This window comes from Streptomyces rubradiris, from assembly GCF_016860525.1.
Classification (GTDB): domain Bacteria; phylum Actinomycetota; class Actinomycetes; order Streptomycetales; family Streptomycetaceae; genus Streptomyces; species Streptomyces rubradiris.
The window spans coordinates 1,469,614-1,490,090 of record NZ_BNEA01000001.1; the positions used below are offsets into that span (position 1 = coordinate 1,469,614).

Sequence of the window (20,477 nt, forward strand, 5' to 3'; positions counted from 1 at the left end):
ACCGATTTCCATGGCCGATGCCACCACCGGCAAGGTGACCTTCGTCGGTGCCGGGCCCGGCGCCGCCGATCTGCTGACGTTCCGGGCCGCGCGGGCCATCGCCGAGGCCGACGTCGTGATCTGGGCCGCGAGCCTGGTCCAGGCGGAGGTCCTCGACCACGCGCGCGAGGGGGCCGAGATCCTGGACTCGGCGGCCATGTCGCTGGAGGACGTCGTCGCGGTGTACCGACGTGCGTTCGAGGAGGGGCTGAAGGTCGCCCGGATCCACTCCGGCGACCCGGCGCTGTGGGGCGGCACGCAGGAGCAGTTGGACCGCTGCCGGGAGATCGGCATCGCGACCGAGGTCGTGCCGGGCGTGTCGTCGTTCTCCGCGGTGGCCGCGCTGGCGCAGCGGGAGCTGACGATCCCGGAGGTCGCGCAGTCGGTGGTGCTGACCCGGCTGGGCGGTGGCAAGACGCCGATGCCGCCCGGTGAGGAGGTGCGCGAGTTCGCCCGGCACGGCACCACCATGGCCGTGTTCCTGTCGGCGGCGCGCAGCGGGCAGTTGGTGCGGGAGCTGCTGGAGGGCGGCTACCCCACCTCGACGCCGGTGGTGGTCGCGTATCAGGCGACCTGGCCGGAGGAGCTGGTCGTGAAGTGCACGATCGGCACGCTGGAGGAGACGGTCAAGGAGCACAAGCTCTGGAAGCACACGCTGTTCCTGGTCGGTCCCGCGCTGGACGCGTCCGGCACCCGCTCGCACCTGTACCACCCGGGGCACTTCCACGGCTACCGCAAGGCCGACCCCGAGGCGCGGCGGGCGCTGCGGGAGCAGAGGGCGAAGAGTTGATCACGGTCGTCGGTACGGGGACCGGGGCGCCGGCCGACCTGGACCTGCTCGCCGGGGCCGCGCTGGTGGTCGGCGGGCGGCGGCACCTGGACGCCGCGGCGCTGCCCGAGGGGGCGGAGCGCGTGGTGCTCGGGCCGCTGGCGCCCGCGCTGGACACCGTCGCGGAGTACGTCGGCAAGGAGCTGCCGGTGGTGGTGCTGGCGTCCGGGGACCCGGGGTTCTTCGGGATCGTGCGGGCGCTGGCGGAGCGGTTCGGTGCCGGGCTGCTGGACGTGCGGCCGGGGGTGTCCTCGGTGGCGACGGCGTTCGCCCGGATCGGGCTGCCCTGGGACGACGCGGTCGTGGTGAGCGCGCACGGGCGGGAGTTGCGGACGGCGGTGAACGTGTGCCGGGCGCGGCCGAAGGTGGCGGTGCTGACCGGTCCGGGGGCCGGGCCGGCCGAGCTGGGGGCGGCGCTGCCCGGGGACCGGGTGCTGGTGGTGGCGAGCGCCCTCGGTGATCCTCAGCGGGAGCGCGTGGAGCGGGTGACGGCGGCCGAGGCGGCGGCGCGGGACTGGGGTGCGGCGGTGAGCGTGGTGCTGTGCCTGGACGAGGCGCGGGCGCTCGGCGCGGTGCGGACGGTCGCGGGGGTGCCGGGGGCGCCGGAGCGGTGGGCGCTTCAGGAGGACGCGTTCGCGCACCGGGACTCGATGATCACCAAGTTCGAGGTGCGGGCGCTGGCCCTGGCCCGGCTGGGGCCGCGCCTGGGCGACCTGGTGTGGGACGTGGGTGCCGGGTCGGGGTCGGTCGCGGTGGAGTGCGCGCGGCTCGGCGCGGCCGTCGTCGCCGTGGAGAAGGCGGCCGACGGGGTCGGGCGGATCCGGGCCAACGCGCGCGCCCACGGTGTCGCGGTGGACGTGGTGCACGGTGCGGCGCCGGCGGCCCTGGCGGGGCTGGCGGACGATCCGGACGCGGTGTTCGTCGGCGGCGGGGGCCGGGAGCTGCCGGAGGTGGTCGCCGCGTGCGCGCGGCGGGCGCGGCGGACGGTCGTCGTGGCGATGGCCGCGCTGGACCGGGTGCCGGCGGCGCGCGCGGCGCTGACGGAGGCCGGGTTGGTCTGTGACGGGGTGCTGTTGCAGTCGTCGCGGCTGGCGCCGCTGCCGGGGGACGTGACCCGGCTGGCGGCGACCAATCCGGTGTTTTTGCTGTGGGGCGTGAGAACCCCGGTGTCTAGTGAAGGAGTTGACCAGTGATCGGCCTGATTTCCGCCACCGCGGCGGGGGCGGCGGCGCGGGACCGGCTGGCCGCGGCCTGGCCGGACCGCGCGCGGGTGTACGAGGGCCCGGTCAAGGAGGCGGTGCGGGCCGCGTTCGCCGAGTGCGAGCAGCTGGTGTGCTTCCTGGCGACAGGCGCGGTGGTGCGGCTGCTGGCGCCGTTGCTGGCCGGCAAGGCGGCCGACCCGGGTGTGGTGTGTGTGGACGAGGGCGGCCGGTTCGCGGTGTCGCTGCTCGGCGGGCACGGCGGCGGCGCCAATGAACTGGCCCGCGAGGTGGGCGCGTTGCTGGGTGCGGAGCCGGTGGTGACGACCGCGACGGACGCGGTGGGGCTGCCGGGTCTGGACACGCTGGGGCTGCCGTACGAGGGTGCGGTGGCGGCGGTGTCCCGGGCGCTGCTGGACGGGGAGCCGGTGGCGCTGGCGGCGGAGGTGGCGTGGCCGCTGCCGCCGCTGCCGGTCGCGGACGAGGGGGCGTACACGGTCCGGGTCACCGACCGGGACGCCGTACCGGGCGAGCGGGAGGTGCTGCTGCGTCCGCCGTCGCTGGTGGTCGGGGTCGGGGCGTCCAGGGGCGCGCCGGCCGGGGAGGTACTCGGTCTGGTGGAGGGGGCGCTGCGGGAGGCGGGGCTGTCGGCGCGGTCGGTCGCCGAGCTGGCCACCGTGGACGCCAAGGCCTCGGAGCCGGGCATCGTGGCCGCCGCCGAGCGGCTCGGGGTGCCCCTGGTGACGTACTCCGCGGAGGAGTTGGCGCGGGTGGAGGTGCCGAACCCGTCCGCCGCGCCGCTGGCCGCGGTGGGTACGCCGTCGGTCGCCGAGGCCGCCGCCCTGCTGCGCGGTGGTGAACTCCTCGTGCCGAAGCGGAAGTCGGCGATGGCGACCTGTGCGGTGGTACGGCGTCCGGCGCGCGGGCGGCTCGCGGTGGTCGGGCTCGGGCCGGGTGCCCGGGACCTGCTCACCCCGCGGGCGGCGGCGGAGCTGCGGCGGGCCTCGGTGGTGGTGGGTCTGGACCAGTACGTGGACCAGATCCGCGATCTGCTGCGGCCGGGGACCCGGGTGCTCGAGTCCGGTCTCGGCGCGGAGGAGGAGCGGGCGCGGACGGCGGTCGCCGAGGCCCGCGCGGGGCACGCGGTGGCGCTGATCGGCAGCGGGGACGCGGGGGTGTACGCCATGGCGTCCCCGGCGCTCGCGGAGGCGTCGGACGACATCGACGTGGTCGGGGTGCCCGGGGTGACGGCGGCGCTGGCCGCCGGGGCGGTCCTGGGCGCGCCGCTGGGCCACGACCATGTGTCGATCAGCCTGTCCGACCTGCACACGCCGTGGGAGGTCATCGAGCGGCGGGTGCGGGCGGCGGCCGAGGCGGACCTGGTCGTCACCTTCTACAACCCGCGTTCCCGGGGCCGGGACTGGCAGCTGCCCAAGGCGCTGGCGATCCTCGCCGGGCACCGGGAGCCGGGGACGCCGGTGGGTGTCGTGCGCAACGCGTCCCGGCCGGACGAGTCGAGCCGGGTCACCACGCTGGCCGCGCTGGATCCGGCGACCGTCGACATGATGACGGTCGTCACCGTGGGCAACACGGCCACCCGGATCGTCGCGGGACGGATGGTGACCCCGCGCGGCTACCGCTGGCAGGCATCGCGGGAGGAGCCGAAGTGAACCGTGTCGTCCACCCGATCGAGCAGGAGTCCTACCGCCGGCTGCGCGCCCGCCTGGACACCTCGCACTTCCCGCCGCTGACCCGGGCGGTGGTGGAGCGGGTCATCCACTCCGCCGCCGATCTTCAGTACGCGACGGATCTCGTCATGGCCGAGGAGGACCTGGTGCGGGCGCACGCCGCGCTGCACGCCGGGGCGCCGGTGGTCGTGGACGTGGAGATGGTGGCCGCCGGGATCACCCGGCGCGAGACCGTCTGCCGGCTGAGGGACGCCGTGGCCGGGCCGGGGCTGACCCGTTCGGCGCACGCGATCCGGCTCGCGTACGAGCAGGTGGGTCCCGGTGCCCTCTGGGTGATCGGCAACGCGCCGACCGCGCTGGAGGAGCTGCTGACCCTGGACGCCGAGCCGGCCCTCGTCATCGGGCTGCCCGTCGGTTTCGTCGGCGCGGTCGAATCCAAGGCCGCGCTGCGGGAGAGCGGACTGCCCGCCGTGAGCAACGTGTCCGAGAAGGGCGGGTCGGCGGTCGCGTCCGCCGCGCTCAACGCCCTGCTGTACCACCCCGTTTCACATTCCGAGGAGACTTCGTGACCACCCCGCCCGCCCTGCTCATCGCCGGACACGGCACCCGTGACGACGCCGGTGCCGAGGCGTTCCGCGACTTCGTCCGGGAACTGGGGCGCCGCCACCCCGATCTGCCCGTCGCGGGCGGCTTCATCGAGCTGTCCCCGCCGCCGCTCGGCGAGGCCGTCGCCGAACTGGTCGGGCGGGGCGTGCGCCGGTTCGCCGCGGTGCCGCTGATGCTGGTGTCCGCCGGGCACGCCAAGGGTGACATCCCGGCCGCGCTGGCCCGCGAGAAGGAGCGGCACCCGGGCATCTCCTACACCTACGGCCGTCCGCTGGGCCCGCACCCGGCGCTGCTGAGCGTGCTGGAGCGGCGGCTGGAGGAGGTGCTGGACGGCGCGGACCGCGCGGATGTGACGGTGTTGCTGGTCGGGCGCGGTTCCACCGATCCCGACGCCAACGCCGAGGTGTTCAAGGCGGCGCGGCTGCTGTGGGAGGGCCGCGGGTACGCCGGGGTGGAGACGGCGTTCGTGTCGCTGGCGGCGCCGGACGTGCCGAGCGGCCTGGACCGGTGCGCGGCGCTGGGCGCGAAGCGGATCGTGGTCCTGCCGTACTTCCTGTTCACCGGCATCCTGCCGGACCGGGTGCGGCAGCAGACGGGGGACTGGGCGGCGGCGCACCCGGAGCTGGACGTGCGGTCGGCCGATGTCATCGGGCCCGAGCCGGAGCTGCTGGACCTGGTGATGGAGCGGTACGAGGAGGCCGTCAAGGGCGATCTGCGGATGAACTGCGACTCGTGCGTGTACCGGATCGCGCTGCCGGGGTTCGAGGACAAGGTGGGGCTGCCGCAGCAGCCGCACTTCCACCCGGACGACGACGGTCACCACCACGGGCACGGGCACCACGGGCACGGGCACCACCACGGGGGCCACTCGCACAGCCATGCGCACTGAGCCGGGCGGCGCCCCCGAGCCGGACCTGCGGCACCACGGGGACGCCGAGGTCCGGGACGCCGGGGCCGGTGTGGTGGACCTCGCCGTCAACGTCCGGGCGGACACACCCCCGGGGTGGCTGCGGGAGGAGATCGCCGGTTCGCTGTCGTCCCTCGCGGCCTACCCGGACGGGCGGGCCGCGCGGGCGGCGGTGGCCGCGCGGCACGGGCTGCCGGTGGAGCGGGTGCTGCTGACGGCGGGGGCCGCGGAGGCGTTCGTGCTGCTGGCCCGCGCGCTGAAGGTGCGCCGGCCGGTGGTGGTGCATCCGCAGTTCACGGAGCCGGAGGCGGCGCTGCGGGACGCCGGGCACAGCGTGGACCGGGTGCTGCTGCGGGAGCGGGACGGGTTCCGGCTGGACCCGTCGGCCGTCCCGGAGGACGCCGACCTGGTGGTGATCGGCAACCCCACCAACCCGACGTCGGTACTGCACCCGGCGCGGATGGTCGCCGGGCTCGCCCGCCCCGGCCGGACGCTGGTGGTGGACGAGGCGTTCATGGACGCGGTACCGGGTGAGCGGGAGGCCCTGGCCGGCCGCACCGACGTGCCCGGCCTCGTCGTGCTGCGCAGCCTGACCAAGACCTGGGGCCTGGCCGGTCTGCGCATCGGCTATGTCCTGGCTCCCCCGGAGATCATCGCGGAACTGGAACGGGCCCAGCCCCTGTGGCCGGTCTCCACCCCGGCGCTGGCCGCGGCGCGGGCGTGCGTGACCCCCCGGGCGCTGGCCGAGGCGGGCCACGCTGCCCACCGCATCGCCGGGGACCGGGCGCACCTGGTGGCCGGCCTGACCGCGCTCGCCGCCCACGGGGTACGGGTGGTGCGGCCGGCCCAGGGCCCCTTCGTCCTGGTCCGCGTCCCGGACGCGGCCACGGTCCGCCACCGCCTGCGCGACCTCGGCTACGCGGTCCGCCGGGGCGACACGTTCCCGGGCCTGGACCGCGACTGGATCCGCCTGGCCGTACGCGACCGCACGACGACGGACGGCTTCCTGAAGGCGTTGTCGGCCGTGCTCGACGCGCCGGACTCCCCGCCCTGCGAGGCCGCTCCCTGACCGGGGGCGGCCCACCGAGCAAAGAGCGGCGGCCGTCGGACGTCCCGGCGGCCGTCCGGCCCTCCCGAGCCGTCAGTGCTTCCTGCGCCGGGCCAAGGTCAGCGCTCCCCCGCCCGCCAGCAGCAGGGCGAGGGCGCCGCCGGCGATGTACGGGGTGGTCGAGTCGCCGCCGGTCTCCGCGAGACTGGTTTCCGACGGGGTGCCCTGGGGGCGGGTGCCGGCGGCCGGTTCGTGGCCGGGGGCCGGCTTGGTGGCGGGCGGGGCCGTCGGGGACTCGCAGGTGGCCTCGGCCAGGGTGACCGTGCCCTCGACCTCGGCGACGTTGAGTTTCAGGGGGTTGACGGAGACCTTGAGGCCGAGGGCGGTCGCGGCGGCCGTGCGGGTCGTCGTGGTGTGCCGGGACAGGTCGAGGCGGACCTCGCCGACGCCGGGCACCTTCACCTCGACGGGGCCGCCGGCGGTCAGGGTGACGCGCTTGCCGAGGACGGTGACGGTGCCGAGGACGTTCGCCTCGGCGGTGGGTGCCTGGCCGGCCGCGCAGGTGGCCCGGGCGGTGATCGTCTCCGCCTCGATCAGGGACAGCAGGGGCAGCCCGGGGACGTGCAGCCGGGCGTGGGCGACGCGGACCGAGCCCTCGGCGCGCCGGGCGGTGGCCGTGGCCTTCGACTCGGCGACGTCGGCGCCGACCACGGTGAACGGTTTGCCGCCGTCGACGCCGTCGAGCCGGACGGACAGCGCCGTCCGGTCCGCGCTGCGCGGTGCCTGGACCTCGTTGAAGGAGACCGCGAGCGGGACGTTCACGGTCCTGTTCAGCAGGGACACATCGAGCGCGGTGCGCAGCACGGCGGCGGAGGCGCGGCCCTGGCCGGTGGCCGCGTGCGCGGTGCCCGTGCCCAGGGCCAGGGGTGCCGCGGTGAGGGCGGCGGCCGTCGCGAGGGCGGCCGAACGGCGTGCGGGCATGCGGAAGTTGTTGCTGTTCAAGGCGGTGGGACCCCCAGAGGAAACGTGCTTGGGACCCGTCAACCTTGTCCCCGGTGTGGGTGAACGGTCAGCGTTCCGGGGCTACTTCACCCGAACGTGAATACCCCGCACGGTGATTCGAATCGGGGGCGCGGCTACTCGATCACTCGATGATCCGCCCGTTCAGCACCACCCGGCGCGGCGCCGCCAGCACCCGTACGTCGGCCCGGGGATCGGCCTCGTACACCACCAGGTCGGCGGGCGCGCCCTCCTCCAGTCCGGGGCGGCCGAGCCAGTCCCGGGCGCCCCAGGTGGTCGCCGACAGGGCCGCGAGGGGCGGGATGCCGGCGGCGACCAGCTCGGCGACCTCCTCGGCGACCAGGCCGTGGGCCAGCGAGCCACCGGCGTCCGTGCCGACGTAGACCGGGATGCCGGCGTCGTAGGCGCCGCGCACGGTGTCGTAGCGCCGCTCGTGCAGCCGGCGCATATGGGCGGACCAGCGGGGGAACTTCCGCTCTCCGCCCTCGGCGAGCCTCGGGAAGGTGGCGATGTTGACGAGGGTGGGCACGATGGCGACGCCCCGCTCGGCGAACAGCGGGATCAGGTCCTCGCTGAGCCCGGTCGCGTGCTCGATGCAGTCGATGCCCGACTCGACCAGGTCGCGCAGCGAGCTCTCCGCGAAGCAGTGCGCGGTGACGCGGGCGCCGAGCCGGTGGGCCTCGGCGATGGCCGCCGCCACCGCCTCGCGCGGCCAGCAGGGGGCGAGGTCGCCGAGGTCGCGGTCGATCCAGTCGCCGACCAGCTTGACCCAGCCGTCGCCGCGCCGGGCCTCTTGGGCGACGTAGGCGACGACGTCGTCCGGTTCGATCTCCCAGGCGTAGTTGCGGATGTAGCGGCGGGTGCGGGCGATGTGCCGGCCCGCCCGGATGATCTTCGGCAGGTCGGCGCGGTCGTCGATCCAGCGGGTGTCGGAGGGCGAGCCCGCGTCCCGGATCAGCAGGGTGCCCGCCTCCCGGTCGGTGAGCGCCTGCTTCTCGGCGGTCTCGGCGTCGACCGGGCCGTGCGCGTCCAGGCCCACGTGGCAGTGGGCGTCGACCAGGCCGGGCAGGGCCCAGCCGGTGACGGTCCTGACGTCCCGGGCGCCGGCGGGGCGGTCGTAGGAGATCCGGCCCCCGACCACCCACAGCTCGTCCCGGACGTCGTCCGGACCGGCCAGGACGCGCCCCTTCACGTGCAGCACAGCGCCATCGCTCATGCACCGCACCCTAACGGCCTACGGCTTCGACTTGCCCACCTGGTCGGAGGTCTCCTCCTCCACCTCGGCCATCGCCGGGTCGAGCAGGCGGGACAGGAAGTGCCGGGTGCGCTCGTGCCGCGGGTTTCCGATGACCTGGTCCGGGCTGCCGTCCTCGACGATCACTCCGCCGTCCATGAAGACGACCCGGTCGGCGACCTCGCGGGCGAAGGTCATCTCGTGGGTGACGACCATCATCGTCATGCCCTCCCGGGCGAGCATGCGCATCACGGCGAGGACGTCGCCGACGAGCTCGGGGTCGAGCGCGGAGGTCGGCTCGTCGAAGAGCATCACCTCCGGGCCCATGGCGAGCGCGCGGGCGATGGCGACGCGCTGCTGCTGGCCGCCGGAGAGGGAGGACGGGTAGGCGTCCGCCTTCTCGGCGAGGCCGACCCGGGCCAGGTTCTCGGCGGCGGTCCGCGCGGCGGTCGCCTTGTCCCGCCCAAGGACCCGGCGCTGGGGCAGCGTGAGGTTCTCGGTGACGCTCAGGTGCGGGAAGAGGTTGAACTGCTGGAAGACCATGCCGATACGGCGGCGTACGGCGTCGATGTCGACGTCCGGGTCGGTCACCTCGGTGCCGCCGACGAACACCTGGCCCTTGGTGGGCTCCTCCAGCAGGTTCACACAGCGCAGCAGCGTCGACTTGCCCGACCCGGAGGGGCCGATGACACAGACGACCTCGCCCTGGCTGATCTCCAGGTCGATGCCGCGCAGCACCTCGTTGTCGCCGAAGGACTTGTGCAGCCCCCGGACTTCGATCTCCGGACGGCTCACCGGATCGCCTCCTGGGCCTTGGTCTCCATGCGGCGCACGACGAGGCTGAGCGGGATGGTGACCAGCAGGTAGCACAGGCCCGCGACCAGGATCGGCGTGGAGTTGGCGGTCGTACTGGCCAGGTCCCGGCCGAACTTGGACAGTTCGCGTTCCTCCAGGGTGACGCCGAGGAACAGCACCAGCGAGGAGTCCTTGAACAGCAGGACGAGTTCGTTGGTCAGCGGCGGCAGGATGATCCGGAACGCCTGCGGGATGATGATGGAGATCATGGCCTTCGCCGGCGAGAAGCCGAGCGAACGGGCCGCCTCCATCTGTCCCTTGGGCACGGCCTGGATGCCGGCGCGGATGGTCTCGGCCATGTAGGCGGCGGAGACCAGGCCGAGCGCGAGGGCGACCTTGCCGTAGGTGCCGCCGGGGATCTCCGTGCCGGGGAAGGCGAGGGGCACGGCCACGCCGACGAAGATGAAGATCAGCAGGGCGGGCAGGCCGCGGAAGATCTCGATGTAGACGCCCGCCAGCCAGCGGTAGGGGCCGACGGAGGACAGCCGCATCAGCGCGATGACCATGCCGAGGACCAGCCCGACCACGAAGCCGGACAGCGTGTACAGCACGGTGTTCTTCAGCGCCAGTGTGATGACGTCCGGGAACATCTGCTCGGCGATGTCGGCCTGGGCGAACTGGTTCCGCAGCCGGCCCCAGTCGGCCGTGACCGCGAAGGCGATCACGGCGGCGGCGAAGACGGCGTACTGGACGCCCCGCGACAGGGTGCGCTTCTGCCGCCGGGTCAGTCCCTTCTTCTTCGGCTGGAGGGCTGTGTCCGTGTCGGTCATGAGGCGGCGGGAGACGCGACGGAGGCGTCGTACGGGCCGATCCACTTCTCGTAGATCTTCTTGTAGGTGCCGTCGGCCTTGGCCTGCTTGAGGGCCTTGTCGATGGCGTCGCGCAGCGCCGTGTTGCCCTTCTTGACGGTGAAGCCGTACTCCTCGCCGGTCTTGAGGTTGTCGACGACCTTGAACTTGTCCGCGTTGGCCTTGTCCTTCAGCCAGCCCTGGACCACCGGGTAGTCGATGACGACAGCCTTGACCTGGCCGGTGCGCAGGCCGTTGAGGACCGCGTCGGAGGACTCGAAGGAGATCGGGTCGTAGCCCTTCTCCTTGACGTAGTCCTCGCCGGTGGTCTGCGCCTGGGCGCCGAGCTTCCTGCCCTTGGCCTTGACGTCGGCGAGCGAGGTGATCCCGCTGTCCTTGTCGACGAGGACGGCCTGGGTGGCCTCGAAGTACGGGGCGGAGAAGTCGACGTTCTTCTTGCGCTCGTCGGTGATGGTCATGCCGGCGGCGGCCAGGTCGCACTCCCCCGAGTTGAGGAAGGCGCCGGTCTTGAAGTTCTCGAAGGGCGTGTCGAGGATCTTCTGCTCGACGCCGAGGTCCTTGGCGACGAGGTCGATCAGGGCGACGTCGAAGCCCTGCACCTTGCCGTCGACCTCCGACTGGAACGGCGGGTACGGGAGGTGGGTGCAGGTGGTCAGCTGTCCCGCCTTGGCCAGGTGGACGCCCTTGACGGTGGTCTTGCCGCTCCCCCCGCCGTCGTCCGAGGAGCAGCCGGCCACGAGCGCGAGCCCGGCCGTCACGGTGATGGCTGCCAGAGCGCGGGTCCGGCGCCCGAGGAGCGTTGTCATGGGGGGAATCTCCCGGTAGGGGAACGTTGGGTTCCGATTATAAGGAAAAGTTTGAGCCCCTCAAATCAAACCCATGGTAACGGAGCCGTTGCACCTAAGATCGAGGGAATCGACTTCCCGTATGAAGAGAGAGCACGCCGTGACCCACCCCTTCCTCGATCTGCCCCCGCTGAGTGCCGAGCGCTTCGCCGCCATCGAGGACGGCGTGGCCCGGCTGCTGGGCACCCGGCAGGACGTCCTGATCACCCAGGGCGAGGCGCTGCTGCCGCTGGAGGGCGCGATCCGCGCGGCGGCCGGGCCGGGCACGGTGGCCCTGAACGTGATCACCGGTCCGTACGGCCAGACCTTCGGCGACTGGCTGCGGGACGCCGGCGCCACCGTGCACGACCTCTCCGTCCCCTTCCACACGGCGGTGACCGCCGGGCAGGTCCGGGAGGCGTTCGCCGAGCACCCGGAGATCGACTTCGTGTCGCTGGTGCACGCGGAGGCGGCGACCGGCAACACCAACCCGGTCGCGGAGATCGGCGAGGCGGTACGGGAGCAGGGTGCCCTCTTCTATCTGGACGCGGTGGCCTCCGTGGGCGCGGAGCCGGTGCTGCCGGACGCCTGGGGCGTGGACCTGTGCGTGATCGGGGCGCAGAAGGCGATGGGCGGCCCGGCGGGGGTGTCGGCGATCTCGGTGAGCGAGCGGGCGTGGGCCCGCATGGCCGCCAACCCGAACGCCCCGCGCCGCTCCTACCTGTCCCTGCTGGACTGGAAGGAGCGCTGGACCGACGCGGGCCGCAAGGCGCTGCCGCACGCGCCGGCCCAGCTGGAGATGCTGGCGCTCCAGGCGTGCCTGGAGCGGATCGGGTCGGAGGGGCTGGAGACGGTGATGGCCCGGCACCGGCGCGCGGCGCGGGCCGCGCGGGCCGGCGCGGTGGCGCTCGGCGGGGGCCTTCAGCCGTACGTGCGCCAGGAGCGGGACGCGGCGCCGGTCGCGACGACGCTGCGGGTGCCGTCCGGCGTGGTGGCGTCGCAGGTGGTGGCACGGGCCCTGGAGAGCGATCCGGCGCTGCCGCTGGCGGCCGGCGGCGGGGCGCTGGCCAAGGAGATGATCCGGGTCAACCACTACGGCCGGGACGCGACGCCGGGCGCGGTGCAGGGCTGCCTGGCGGCGCTGGGCGCGGCGCTCGCGGAGCAGGGTCTGACGGTCGACCCGGCCGCCGCCCGCCGGGCCGCGGAGGACGCCTGGCGCTGAGGTCCGTTCGCCGTTCCCGGGGGCTCCGCTCCCGGGAACTTTTTTATGCCCGGACGTTACCGAAACCCACTCCATTCATTTTCACAATTCCCGCCGATTCGCCGGACGATAGCTTCCCATCTTCTTCTGCCCGCTTTTTGCAGAGCTAAACGAGCGAGTTTTCCGGGAGGTTTCTCCGGCATTTCGGGCTGTGACACACTCCACAGCGAACGAGTTTTGTACCGATTTTCCCGGGTGCATTACGGACATACTTCACCGCGGCCGAGGTGACCCCGCGCCGACTCCCGTGCATTTTCGAATTCACCTCGCTAAATTCGTGCCGCATGACCGCCGCACCCGCAGACCTGCTCATCGAAAGTCCGGCGACCAGCGACGGAGCCGCGCTCTGGCGCATCGCCAAGGAATCGAAAACCCTCGACCTGAACTCCTCCTACAGCTATCTGCTGTGGTGCCGGGACTTCGCCGGCACCTCGGTGGTGGCCCGTGGCGCGGACGGGGAGCCGGTCGGCTTCGTCACCGGTTACCTGCGGCCCGGCCGCCCCCGCACCCTGCTCGTCTGGCAGGTGGCCGTCGACGCCGCCCACCGGGGCTGCGGCATCGCCGCCAGGCTGCTGGACGGGCTGGCCGGGCGCCTCGTCGCCGAGCGCGGCATCACCGAGCTGGAGACCACCATCACCCCCGGCAACACCGCCTCCGAGCGGCTGTTCACCTCGTTCGCCGAGCGGCACGGCGCACGGGTCAGCCGCGAGGTGCTGTTCCCCGCCGACCTGTTCCCGGGCGGCTCGCACGACCCCGAAGTCCTGTACCGCATCGGCCCGTTGACCGAGTCCACCGCCCTCTGAGGAGCGATTCACCGTGACCATCACCCAGCCCGACCTGAGCGTGTTCGAGACCCTCGAATCCGAGGTACGCAGCTACTGCCGCGGCTGGCCCACCGTCTTCGACCGGGCCCAGGGCAGCCGGATGTACGACGAGGACGGCCATGCCTACCTGGACTTCTTCGCCGGCGCCGGATCACTCAACTACGGCCACAACAACCCGGTACTGAAACGGGCGCTGCTCGACTATCTGGACCGGGACGGCGTCACGCACGGCCTGGACATGTCGACCACGGCCAAGCGGACCTTCCTGCGTACCTTCCAGGATCTGGTACTGCGCCCGCGGGACCTGCCGTACAAGGTGATGTTCCCGGGGCCGACGGGCACCAACGCGGTGGAGTCCGCGCTGAAACTGGCGCGGAAGGTGAAGGGACGCGAGGCGGTCGTGTCGTTCACCAACGCCTTCCACGGCATGTCGCTGGGCTCGCTCGCGGTCACCGGCAACGCCTTCAAACGGGCCGGCGCCGGCATCCCGCTGGTGCACGGCACGCCGATGCCGTTCGACAACTACTTCGACGGCACGGTCCCGGACTTCCTGTGGTTCGAGCGGCTGCTCGAGGACCAGGGCTCCGGACTGGACAAGCCCGCCGCCGTGATCGTGGAGACCGTGCAGGGCGAGGGCGGCATCAACGTCGCCCGGCCCGAGTGGCTGCGCGCGCTGAAGGAACTGTGCGAGCGGCAGGACATGCTGCTCATCGTCGACGACATCCAGATGGGCTGCGGCCGTACCGGCGCCTTCTTCTCCTTCGAGGAGGCCGGCATCACCCCGGACATCGTCACCGTCTCGAAGTCGATCAGCGGCTACGGCCTGCCCATGGCGCTCACGCTGTTCCGGCCCGAACTGGACGTGTGGGAGCCCGGCGAGCACAACGGCACCTTCCGCGGCAACAACCCCGCCTTCGTCACCGCCACCGCCGCCCTGGAGACGTACTGGACCGACGGCTCGGCCATGGAGAAGCAGACCCGCGCCCGCGGTGAGCAGGTCGAGCGGGCGCTGATCGCCATCACCGAGGAGAACCTCGCCGACGTCAAGGAGTACCGCGGGCGCGGGCTCGTGTGGGGTCTGGAGTTCCACGCGAAGGACCGGGCCGCTCGGGTCGCCCGGCGCGCCTTCGAACTGGGGCTGCTGATCGAGACGTCCGGCCCCGAGGGCGAGGTCGTCAAGCTGCTGCCCGCGCTCACCGTGACCCCCGAGGAACTGGACGAGGGCCTGAGCGTCCTCGCCCGCTCCGTCCGCGAAACCGCATGAAGACGGCGTAGAGGCGTGGAGACCGCCTAGAGACGCCTGGAGAACGCCCGCGAACCGCCTGGCAAGGCCGGGCAAGGAGGAAGAGCAGCACCGTGATCGTCCGATCGTTCAAGGAGATCGAGGGCACCGACCGCCATGTGAAGGCGGCGTCGGGCACCTGGGAGAGCAAGCGGATCGTCCTCGCGAAGGAGCGGGTCGGCTTCTCCCTGCACGAAACGATTCTGTACGCCGGGACGGAGACGTCGATGTGGTACGCCAACCACATCGAGGCCGTCGTCTGCACCCGGGGCGAGGCGGAACTCACCGACCACGAGACCGGCAAGACGTACACCATCACGCCCGGCACCATGTACCTCCTCGACGGGCACGAGCGGCACACGCTGCGCGTCAAGGAGGACTTCCACTGCATCTGCGTGTTCAACCCGCCGGTCACCGGCCGGGAGGACCACGACGAGAACGGCGTCTACCCCCTGCTCACCGAGCCCGAGGAGGTGTGAGAACCCATGACCACCGCCACCGTGAAGGACCTCTACCCGACCCGCGGCACCGCCGAGGTGACCGTCCCCCGTCAGGACCCCGTCGTCTGGGGCGCCCCGGACACCCCGGGCCCGATCGCGACCGCCGACCTCCAGCGTTACGAGCGGGACGGCTTCCTCGCCGTCGACCAGCTGATCACGCCGGACGAGGTCGAGGTCTACAAGCGTGAGCTGGACCGGCTGGTGTCCGACCCGGACGTGCGCGCCGACGAACGCTCCATCGTGGAGCCGAAGTCGAAGGAGATCCGCTCCGTCTTCGAGGTGCACCGGATCAGCGAGGTGTTCGCGAACCTGGTGCGCGACCCGCGCGTGGTGGGCCGCGCCCGCCAGATCCTCGGCTCGGACGTGTACGTCCACCAGTCCCGGATCAACGTCAAGCCGGGCTTCGGCGCGAGCGGCTTCTACTGGCACTCGGACTTCGAGACCTGGCACGCCGAGGACGGCCTGCCGAACATGCGGACGGTGTCCGTCTCGATCGCGCTGACCGAGAACCTCGACACCAACGGCGGCCTGATGATCATGCCGGGTTCGCACCGGACGTTCCTGGGCTGCGCCGGTGCCACGCCGAAGGACAACTACAAGAAGTCCCTCCAGATGCAGGACGCGGGCACCCCGTCCGACGAGGCGCTGACCGCCCTGGCGAGCGAGCACGGCATCCGCCTGTTCACCGGCAGGGCCGGCTCGGCGACCTGGTTCGACTGCAACTGCATGCACGGCTCGGGCGACAACATCACGCCGTACCCGCGCAGCAACGTGTTCATCGTCTTCAACAGCGTGGAGAACACGGCGGTGGAACCGTTCGCGGCACCGGTGCGCCGGCCGGAGTTCATCGGGGCGCGTGACTTCACGCCGGTGCGGTGAGCCCGGACCCCGGGTGACCTCGTAAACCGGCTCGTCGATCAAGCCGTCGACGCCCGGATCAGCGGTCGGACCCGCGCCCTCTTCGGGGGTGGCGGGTCCGACCGCGTCCGGCTGTCACCACACCTACGGCGGCGACGCAGCGCGCTCTGAGGAAGAACTCGCGGACGGCCTGGCCGGCTACCGCTGAGACACACCGTCTCGTCCGCTGCGCCGGGTCCGTCCGCCAGGGGTCACAGCGTCGGGTAGTCCGTGTAGCCCTCGGCTCCGCCGCCGTAGAAGGTCGCCGGGTCCGCCGGGTTGAACGGACCGCCGGTGCGGAGGCGGGCCGGGAGGTCGGGGTTGGCGAGGAACAGCCGGCCGAAGGCGATCAGGTCGGCCGAGCCGTCCTCGATCAGGGCGAGGGCGTCCGGTCCGGTGGGGTCCTCGGTCGCCGGGTTGAGGACGAAGGCCCCGCTGAAGCGCTTGCGCAGCACGGGCGTCAGGGCGCGGAAGTCCGCGCTCTCCATCACGTGCAGGTAGGCGAGGCCCAGCGGCTCCAGCGCGTCGAGCAGCGCGGTGTACTCCGGTTCCGGCTCGGGCTCCTCGATGTCGTTGAGGGGGTTTCCCGGGGAGATCCGCAGGGCGGTGCGGTGGGGACCGATCGCCTCGGCGACGGCCCGGACGGCCGCCACGGCGAAGCGGACGCGGCCCGGCACGGAGCCGCCCCAGCCGTCGGTGCGCCGGTTGCTGCCGGGCGCCAGGAACTGATGGATGAGATAGCCGTTGGCGCCGTGGAGTTCGACACCGTCGAACCCGGCCTCGACGGCGCCCCGGGCCGCCGCGGCGAAGTCGGCGAGGGTGGCGTGGATCTCCGCCTCGGACAGTTCCCGGGGCGTGACGAAGTCCTTGGGCCCCTGGTGGGTGTAGACCTGGCCGCGCGCCGCCACCGCCGAGGGGGCGACGTTGACCAGTCCCCCGGGCAGCAGGTCGGGGTGGCCGACGCGGCCGGTGTGCATGAGCTGGGCGAAGATCCGGCCCCCGGCGGCGTGCACGGCGTCGGTCACGGTACGCCAGGCGGTGATCTGCCCGGCGGTGTGCAGGCCGGGGGTGTCGGGGTAGCCCTGGCCGACGGCCGAGGGCTGGATGCCCTCGGTGACGATCAGGCCGGCCGAGGCGCGCTGGGCGTAGTACTCGGCGGTCAGGGCGGTGGGCAGTCCGCCGGCTGCGGCCCGGCTGCGGGTCATCGGCGCCATGGCGATGCGGTTGGGCAGCCGCAGGCCCGGGAGGTCCACGGGGTCGAAGGCGGTGGTCATGGTAAACCCCCAAGAAGAGTTAGTTGGCCGACCAAGTAGATCGGCACGGACCACCTTAACGCATTCCTTGGTCGACCAAGCAAATGTCGGTGAGTAGGCTTCGGGACCGTACGGACGGGATCTACGAACAGCGCGGGAGCCACCCATGGACGCCAGCAGCGAACCGGCGACGGCGGACGCCGCCCGGCACTCCCACGCCGAGCTGCCCGCCGCCGCCCGGGGCGGACCGGTCGGGCACGCGCTGAGCCGGGTGGCCCGGCTGCACCGCACGGCCGCCGCCGGACTGCTGCGCGGGCTCGGCCTCTACCCGGGCCAGGAACTGGTGATGATGCACCTGTGGGAGCGCGGCCCGGCCCGGCAGTCGGAGCTGATCCGGCTGCTCGGACTGGACCCGTCCACGGTGACGAAGATGCTCCAGCGGCTGGAGCAGGCCGGCCACGTGCGGCGGCTGCCGGACCCGGCGGACCGGCGCGCGGTGCTCGTGGAGGCCACGGAGTCCGGGGCACGGCTGCTGGACGAGGTGGCGCGGCTGTGGAGCGCGCTGGAGGAGGAGAGCTTCGCCGGGCTGACGCCCGCCGAGCGCGAGCAACTGCTGGGGCTGCTCGGTCGGGTCGAGGCCAATCTGTGCGCGTCGGCCGCGCGGGAGGACCGGGACGGTCAGGCGGTCAGCGCGGCCAGCAGGCGGTCCACGTCCTCGGGCGTGTTGTAGAGGTGGAAGGCCGCGCGCAGGTTGCCCGCGCGGTCGGAGACCTCGATGCCCGCCTCGCTCAACTCCGGCTGCCGGGCGCCCAGTCCGGGCACCGAGACGATCGCCGAGCCGGGGGCCGGCACCGGCTCGTGGCCGAGCGCGGCGAGCCCCGTACGGAACCGGTCGGCGAGCGCGGTGTCGTGGGCGTGGATCGCCGGCACGCCCAGTTCCTCGACGAGTTCGAGGGACCGGCGCAGTCCGGCGAAGGTGAACAGGGCGTGGGTGAGGTCGAACCGCCGGGCCGAACGGGCGAGTTCGGCCACCGGGCCGTAGCAGCTGTCCCACGGGTGCTCGGCCGCGACCCAGCCCGCGAGCAGCGGGGTGAGTCCGCCGAAGTCCTCGGGCACGGTGAGGAAGGCGGCGCCGTGCGGGCCCAGCAGCCACTTGAAGGCGACGCACGCGGTGAAGTCGTAGGCGTCCGCGTCGAAGGGCAGCCAGCCGGCGGCCTGCGAGAAGTCGACGTAGGTGCGGGCGCCGTGGGCGCGGGCGGCCTCGCGCAGGGCGGGCAGGTCGGCGAGCCGGCCGTCGGCGGACTGCGCGGCGCTGACCGCGACGAGCGCGGTGCCCGGCCGGACGGACTCGGCGATCCGCTCCAGCGGGACCGTGCGGACCTTGAGGTCGCCGCGGACGTGGAACGGGTTGAGCACGGAGGTGAAGTCGTCCTCGGCGGTGAGGACTTCGGCGCCCGCGGGCAGCGCGGCGGCGATCACCCCGGTGTGCGCGGCGACCGAGGCGCCGGCCGCGACCCGGGTGGCCGGGACGCCGGCGAGCCGGGCGAACGCGGCCCGGCTCGCCTCCACGTCCTCGTACAGCCGGGTCAGCGGCCGGCCCTCGGCGCGCAGCAGCGCCGCCTCGTTCAGGGCGGCGACGGTACGGGCCGGCAACAGGCCGTTGCTCGCGGTGTTGAGGTAGGTGCTCCGGGGCCGGAACTCGGCGCGGACGAGGCGGTCGAAGGTCTCCGTGGTCTGCATGGGACCACTCTGCGGCCCGCGGAACTCCCCGTCCATTGCGGATTTTTACGTGGTAACGCGTAGCAGTGCTTATAGCACGCCCGTGACCTGCGGTTTCGGGTCCTGCGGCCTGCCGTCTTCAGCCCTGCTGCGGGACCGCGCAGCCGTCCGGGCCGCAAGCGTCGCTGTCACCCCGGCCGACCAGCCGCAGCGGGGAGCGCTCGCCCCATGCCTGGGTCAGCGCCTGGGTGAAGACCTCGGCGGGCTGGGCGCCGGAGACGCCGTACTTGCGGTCGAGGACGAAGAACGGCACGCCGGTCGCGCCGAGCTGGGCGGCCTCGCGCTCGTCGGCGCGTACCTCGTCGGCGTAGGCGTCCGGGTCGGCGAGCACCGCGCGGGCGGCCCCGGCGTCCAGTCCGGCCTCGGCGGCCAGCTCCACCAGGCGCTCGTCGCCCTCGGCGAAGACGGACCGCTCCTCGGCGAAGTTGGCCCGGTAGAGGATCTGGATCAGCGCGTCCTGCCGGCCGTGCTCCTTGGCGAAGTGCAGCAGGCGGTGCATGTCGAAGGTGTTGCCGTGGTCGCGGTCCCGGGTGCGGTAGTCCAGGCCCTCGGCGGCGGCCTGGGCGCCCAGGTTGTCCTCGCCGGCCTGGGCCTGGGCCTCGCTCATGCCGTATTTCCTGGTCAGCATGGTGATCACCGGCTGCACGTCGCCCTTGGCACGGCCCGGGTCCAGCTCGAAGGAGCGGTGCACCACCTCCACCTCGTCGCGGTGCGGGAAGGCAGCCAGCGCCTTCTCGAAGCGGGCCTTGCCCACGTAGCACCAAGGGCAGGCGATGTCGCTCCAGATCTCGACGCGCATGTCTTCCGGCTCTCTCTCCAGGTCGTACGGCCGTGGGGGATCTCCCCGGGCCGGGTATGTGAACATTCAAGCAGGACCGGATATTCCCCTGTGCCCGCACTGTCAGAGACGTCAGGCACACTGCGCCGTATGAACCCGGTGACCGCACACGACTACGCCTGGATCCGCACCTCGCCGCTCTTCCGCCACATGGTGGAGAGCGGATACACCCTGACATCGATACGGGGAAGGAGCCCGCGGGAGGTACTGCGTGCGATGGAGGCGGAACCGCGCGGCACCGGTGAGGGCACGGCCGGGCTGATCGAGGCGGAAGATGCGCACCGTGCCGACGTGGATGACGACTACTGGGACGATTCCTACGTCGCGGGCGCCTTCACGGTCCCGGGCAAGGACGGCGACTGGACAGTTGTCCTCGGCTTTGACGGCGGCCTTGGGGTGCCGTGCGCGGAGGCGCTGTCGGAGGGCGGCCAGGTCGTGGCGCACTCGAGCAACGGCGGCAAGCCCATCCACCTCTTCCACTGGTTCGAGGACGGTGAGCTCCGTACGACGTTCGAGGCCCCCTCGGCGCGCGACGGCAGCAGCCCCGACGAACTGGTGCCGTTGTTGCGGGAAGTCGGTTTCCCGCTGACTCCCGGGGGAGAGCACGACGAGAGCGCCCCGGTCGTCGACGGGAAGGCGGCGGTTCTCGCTCTGGCCGAGAGACTCACCGGCGTACGTGTCACCGAATCCCTGCTCCAGGACGTCACGTACGAACTGGGACTTGTGCCCGAACAGCCCGCCGAGGAGTAGACCGGCCTGGTCGTCGACATCACCGATGCCCACGG

21 protein-coding genes are annotated in these 20,477 nt (G+C 72.8%); 13 read left to right on the forward strand and 8 right to left on the reverse strand.

Annotated elements, in window-relative coordinates; all coding sequences use genetic code 11:
- Positions 1–10: 10 nt before the first annotated feature.
- The 6 genes from cobM to cobC are packed head-to-tail and all read left to right on the forward strand — an operon-like array spanning position 11 to position 6,337.
- On the forward strand, positions 11–829 hold the full coding sequence (gene cobM, locus Srubr_RS06835) for a precorrin-4 C(11)-methyltransferase (RefSeq protein WP_030791188.1): 819 nt from the start codon (positions 11–13) through the stop codon (positions 827–829).
- Positions 826–2,061: a precorrin-6y C5,15-methyltransferase (decarboxylating) subunit CbiE gene (gene cbiE, locus Srubr_RS06840; RefSeq protein WP_189998105.1), complete on the forward strand. Its 1,236-nt coding sequence runs from the start codon at positions 826–828 to the stop codon at positions 2,059–2,061. The genes cobM and cbiE overlap by 4 nt, the downstream gene beginning before the upstream one ends.
- The gene (gene cobJ / locus Srubr_RS06845; protein WP_189998106.1) at positions 2,058–3,737 is read left to right on the forward strand and encodes a precorrin-3B C(17)-methyltransferase; all 1,680 of its coding nucleotides are present in this window, start codon (positions 2,058–2,060) and stop codon (positions 3,735–3,737) included. The genes cbiE and cobJ overlap by 4 nt, the downstream gene beginning before the upstream one ends.
- Entirely contained in the window at positions 3,734–4,324 is a 591-nt protein-coding gene (locus Srubr_RS06850) for a precorrin-8X methylmutase (protein ID WP_189998107.1), read from the forward strand. The genes cobJ and Srubr_RS06850 overlap by 4 nt, the downstream gene beginning before the upstream one ends.
- Positions 4,321–5,250 carry a sirohydrochlorin chelatase gene (locus tag Srubr_RS06855; protein ID WP_189998108.1) on the forward strand — a complete coding sequence of 310 codons (930 nt, stop codon included), beginning with the start codon at positions 4,321–4,323 and terminating at the stop codon, positions 5,248–5,250. Before Srubr_RS06850 ends, Srubr_RS06855 begins: the two co-directional genes overlap by 4 nt.
- Positions 5,240–6,337, forward strand: coding sequence for an Rv2231c family pyridoxal phosphate-dependent protein CobC (gene cobC / locus Srubr_RS06860; RefSeq protein ID WP_189998109.1), 1,098 nt, complete (start codon positions 5,240–5,242; stop codon positions 6,335–6,337). The genes Srubr_RS06855 and cobC overlap by 11 nt, the downstream gene beginning before the upstream one ends.
- 72 nt (positions 6,338–6,409) lie before the next feature.
- Here cobC and Srubr_RS06865 read toward each other — a convergent pair whose 3' ends face one another.
- The 5 genes from Srubr_RS06865 to Srubr_RS06885 all read right to left on the reverse strand — a co-directional run bounded on the left by Srubr_RS06865 (position 6,410) and on the right by Srubr_RS06885 (position 11,040).
- Positions 6,410–7,318 (reverse strand): SCO1860 family LAETG-anchored protein, encoded by a 909-nt coding sequence (locus Srubr_RS06865; RefSeq protein ID WP_189998110.1) that lies wholly within the window; start codon positions 7,316–7,318, stop codon positions 6,410–6,412.
- A 142-nt stretch (positions 7,319–7,460) separates the two neighbouring features.
- Positions 7,461–8,552, reverse strand: a complete 1,092-nt coding sequence (locus Srubr_RS06870) for an amidohydrolase family protein (RefSeq protein ID WP_189998111.1) — start codon at positions 8,550–8,552, stop codon at positions 7,461–7,463.
- Between the two features lie 18 nt (positions 8,553–8,570).
- Positions 8,571–9,365, reverse strand: a complete 795-nt coding sequence (locus Srubr_RS06875) for an amino acid ABC transporter ATP-binding protein (protein WP_189998112.1) — start codon at positions 9,363–9,365, stop codon at positions 8,571–8,573.
- Positions 9,362–10,195, reverse strand: coding sequence for an amino acid ABC transporter permease (locus Srubr_RS06880; RefSeq protein WP_189998113.1), 834 nt, complete (start codon positions 10,193–10,195; stop codon positions 9,362–9,364). Before Srubr_RS06880 ends, Srubr_RS06875 begins: the two co-directional genes overlap by 4 nt.
- The gene (locus Srubr_RS06885; protein WP_189998114.1) at positions 10,192–11,040 is read right to left on the reverse strand and encodes a transporter substrate-binding domain-containing protein; all 849 of its coding nucleotides are present in this window, start codon (positions 11,038–11,040) and stop codon (positions 10,192–10,194) included. Before Srubr_RS06885 ends, Srubr_RS06880 begins: the two co-directional genes overlap by 4 nt.
- 139 nt (positions 11,041–11,179) lie before the next feature.
- On the opposite strand from Srubr_RS06885, the gene Srubr_RS06890 reads away from it, so the two are divergent.
- The 5 genes from Srubr_RS06890 to thpD all read left to right on the forward strand — a co-directional run bounded on the left by Srubr_RS06890 (position 11,180) and on the right by thpD (position 15,804).
- Positions 11,180–12,280 (forward strand): pyridoxal-phosphate-dependent aminotransferase family protein, encoded by a 1,101-nt coding sequence (locus Srubr_RS06890; protein ID WP_189998183.1) that lies wholly within the window; start codon positions 11,180–11,182, stop codon positions 12,278–12,280.
- A gap of 323 nt (positions 12,281–12,603) precedes the next feature.
- Positions 12,604–13,122 (forward strand): diaminobutyrate acetyltransferase, encoded by a 519-nt coding sequence (ectA, locus tag Srubr_RS06895; protein WP_189998115.1) that lies wholly within the window; start codon positions 12,604–12,606, stop codon positions 13,120–13,122.
- A gap of 13 nt (positions 13,123–13,135) precedes the next feature.
- Entirely contained in the window at positions 13,136–14,407 is a 1,272-nt protein-coding gene (ectB, locus tag Srubr_RS06900) for a diaminobutyrate--2-oxoglutarate transaminase (protein WP_189998116.1), read from the forward strand.
- A gap of 92 nt (positions 14,408–14,499) precedes the next feature.
- A complete protein-coding gene (locus Srubr_RS06905) occupies positions 14,500–14,904 on the forward strand; it encodes an ectoine synthase (protein WP_189998117.1) in 405 nt (134 codons plus the stop codon).
- Positions 14,905–14,910: 6 nt separating this feature from the next.
- The gene (gene thpD / locus Srubr_RS06910) at positions 14,911–15,804 is read left to right on the forward strand and encodes an ectoine hydroxylase (protein ID WP_189998118.1); all 894 of its coding nucleotides are present in this window, start codon (positions 14,911–14,913) and stop codon (positions 15,802–15,804) included.
- Between the two features lie 230 nt (positions 15,805–16,034).
- Here thpD and Srubr_RS06915 read toward each other — a convergent pair whose 3' ends face one another.
- Positions 16,035–17,096: an alkene reductase gene (locus Srubr_RS06915; RefSeq protein ID WP_189998119.1), complete on the reverse strand. Its 1,062-nt coding sequence runs from the start codon at positions 17,094–17,096 to the stop codon at positions 16,035–16,037.
- Positions 17,097–17,241: 145 nt separating this feature from the next.
- Here Srubr_RS06915 and Srubr_RS06920 point away from each other — a divergent pair, with 145 nt between their 5' ends.
- Positions 17,242–17,805: a MarR family winged helix-turn-helix transcriptional regulator gene (locus Srubr_RS06920; RefSeq protein WP_189998120.1), complete on the forward strand. Its 564-nt coding sequence runs from the start codon at positions 17,242–17,244 to the stop codon at positions 17,803–17,805.
- Here the strand turns inward: Srubr_RS06920 and Srubr_RS06925 are convergent.
- Together Srubr_RS06925 and Srubr_RS06930 are read right to left on the reverse strand one after the other, a co-directional pair.
- Positions 17,754–18,815 (reverse strand): aminotransferase class V-fold PLP-dependent enzyme, encoded by a 1,062-nt coding sequence (locus tag Srubr_RS06925; protein WP_189998121.1) that lies wholly within the window; start codon positions 18,813–18,815, stop codon positions 17,754–17,756. The two genes, Srubr_RS06920 and Srubr_RS06925, sit on opposite strands and share 52 nt — an antisense overlap.
- A gap of 118 nt (positions 18,816–18,933) precedes the next feature.
- Complete coding sequence (locus Srubr_RS06930; RefSeq protein ID WP_189998122.1) at positions 18,934–19,653, reverse strand: DsbA family oxidoreductase; 720 nt, start codon at positions 19,651–19,653, stop codon at positions 18,934–18,936.
- A gap of 129 nt (positions 19,654–19,782) precedes the next feature.
- Here Srubr_RS06930 and Srubr_RS06935 point away from each other — a divergent pair, with 129 nt between their 5' ends.
- Positions 19,783–20,442: a DUF6461 domain-containing protein gene (locus tag Srubr_RS06935; protein WP_229926901.1), complete on the forward strand. Its 660-nt coding sequence runs from the start codon at positions 19,783–19,785 to the stop codon at positions 20,440–20,442.
- The last annotated feature ends 35 nt before the right edge of the window (positions 20,443–20,477 follow it).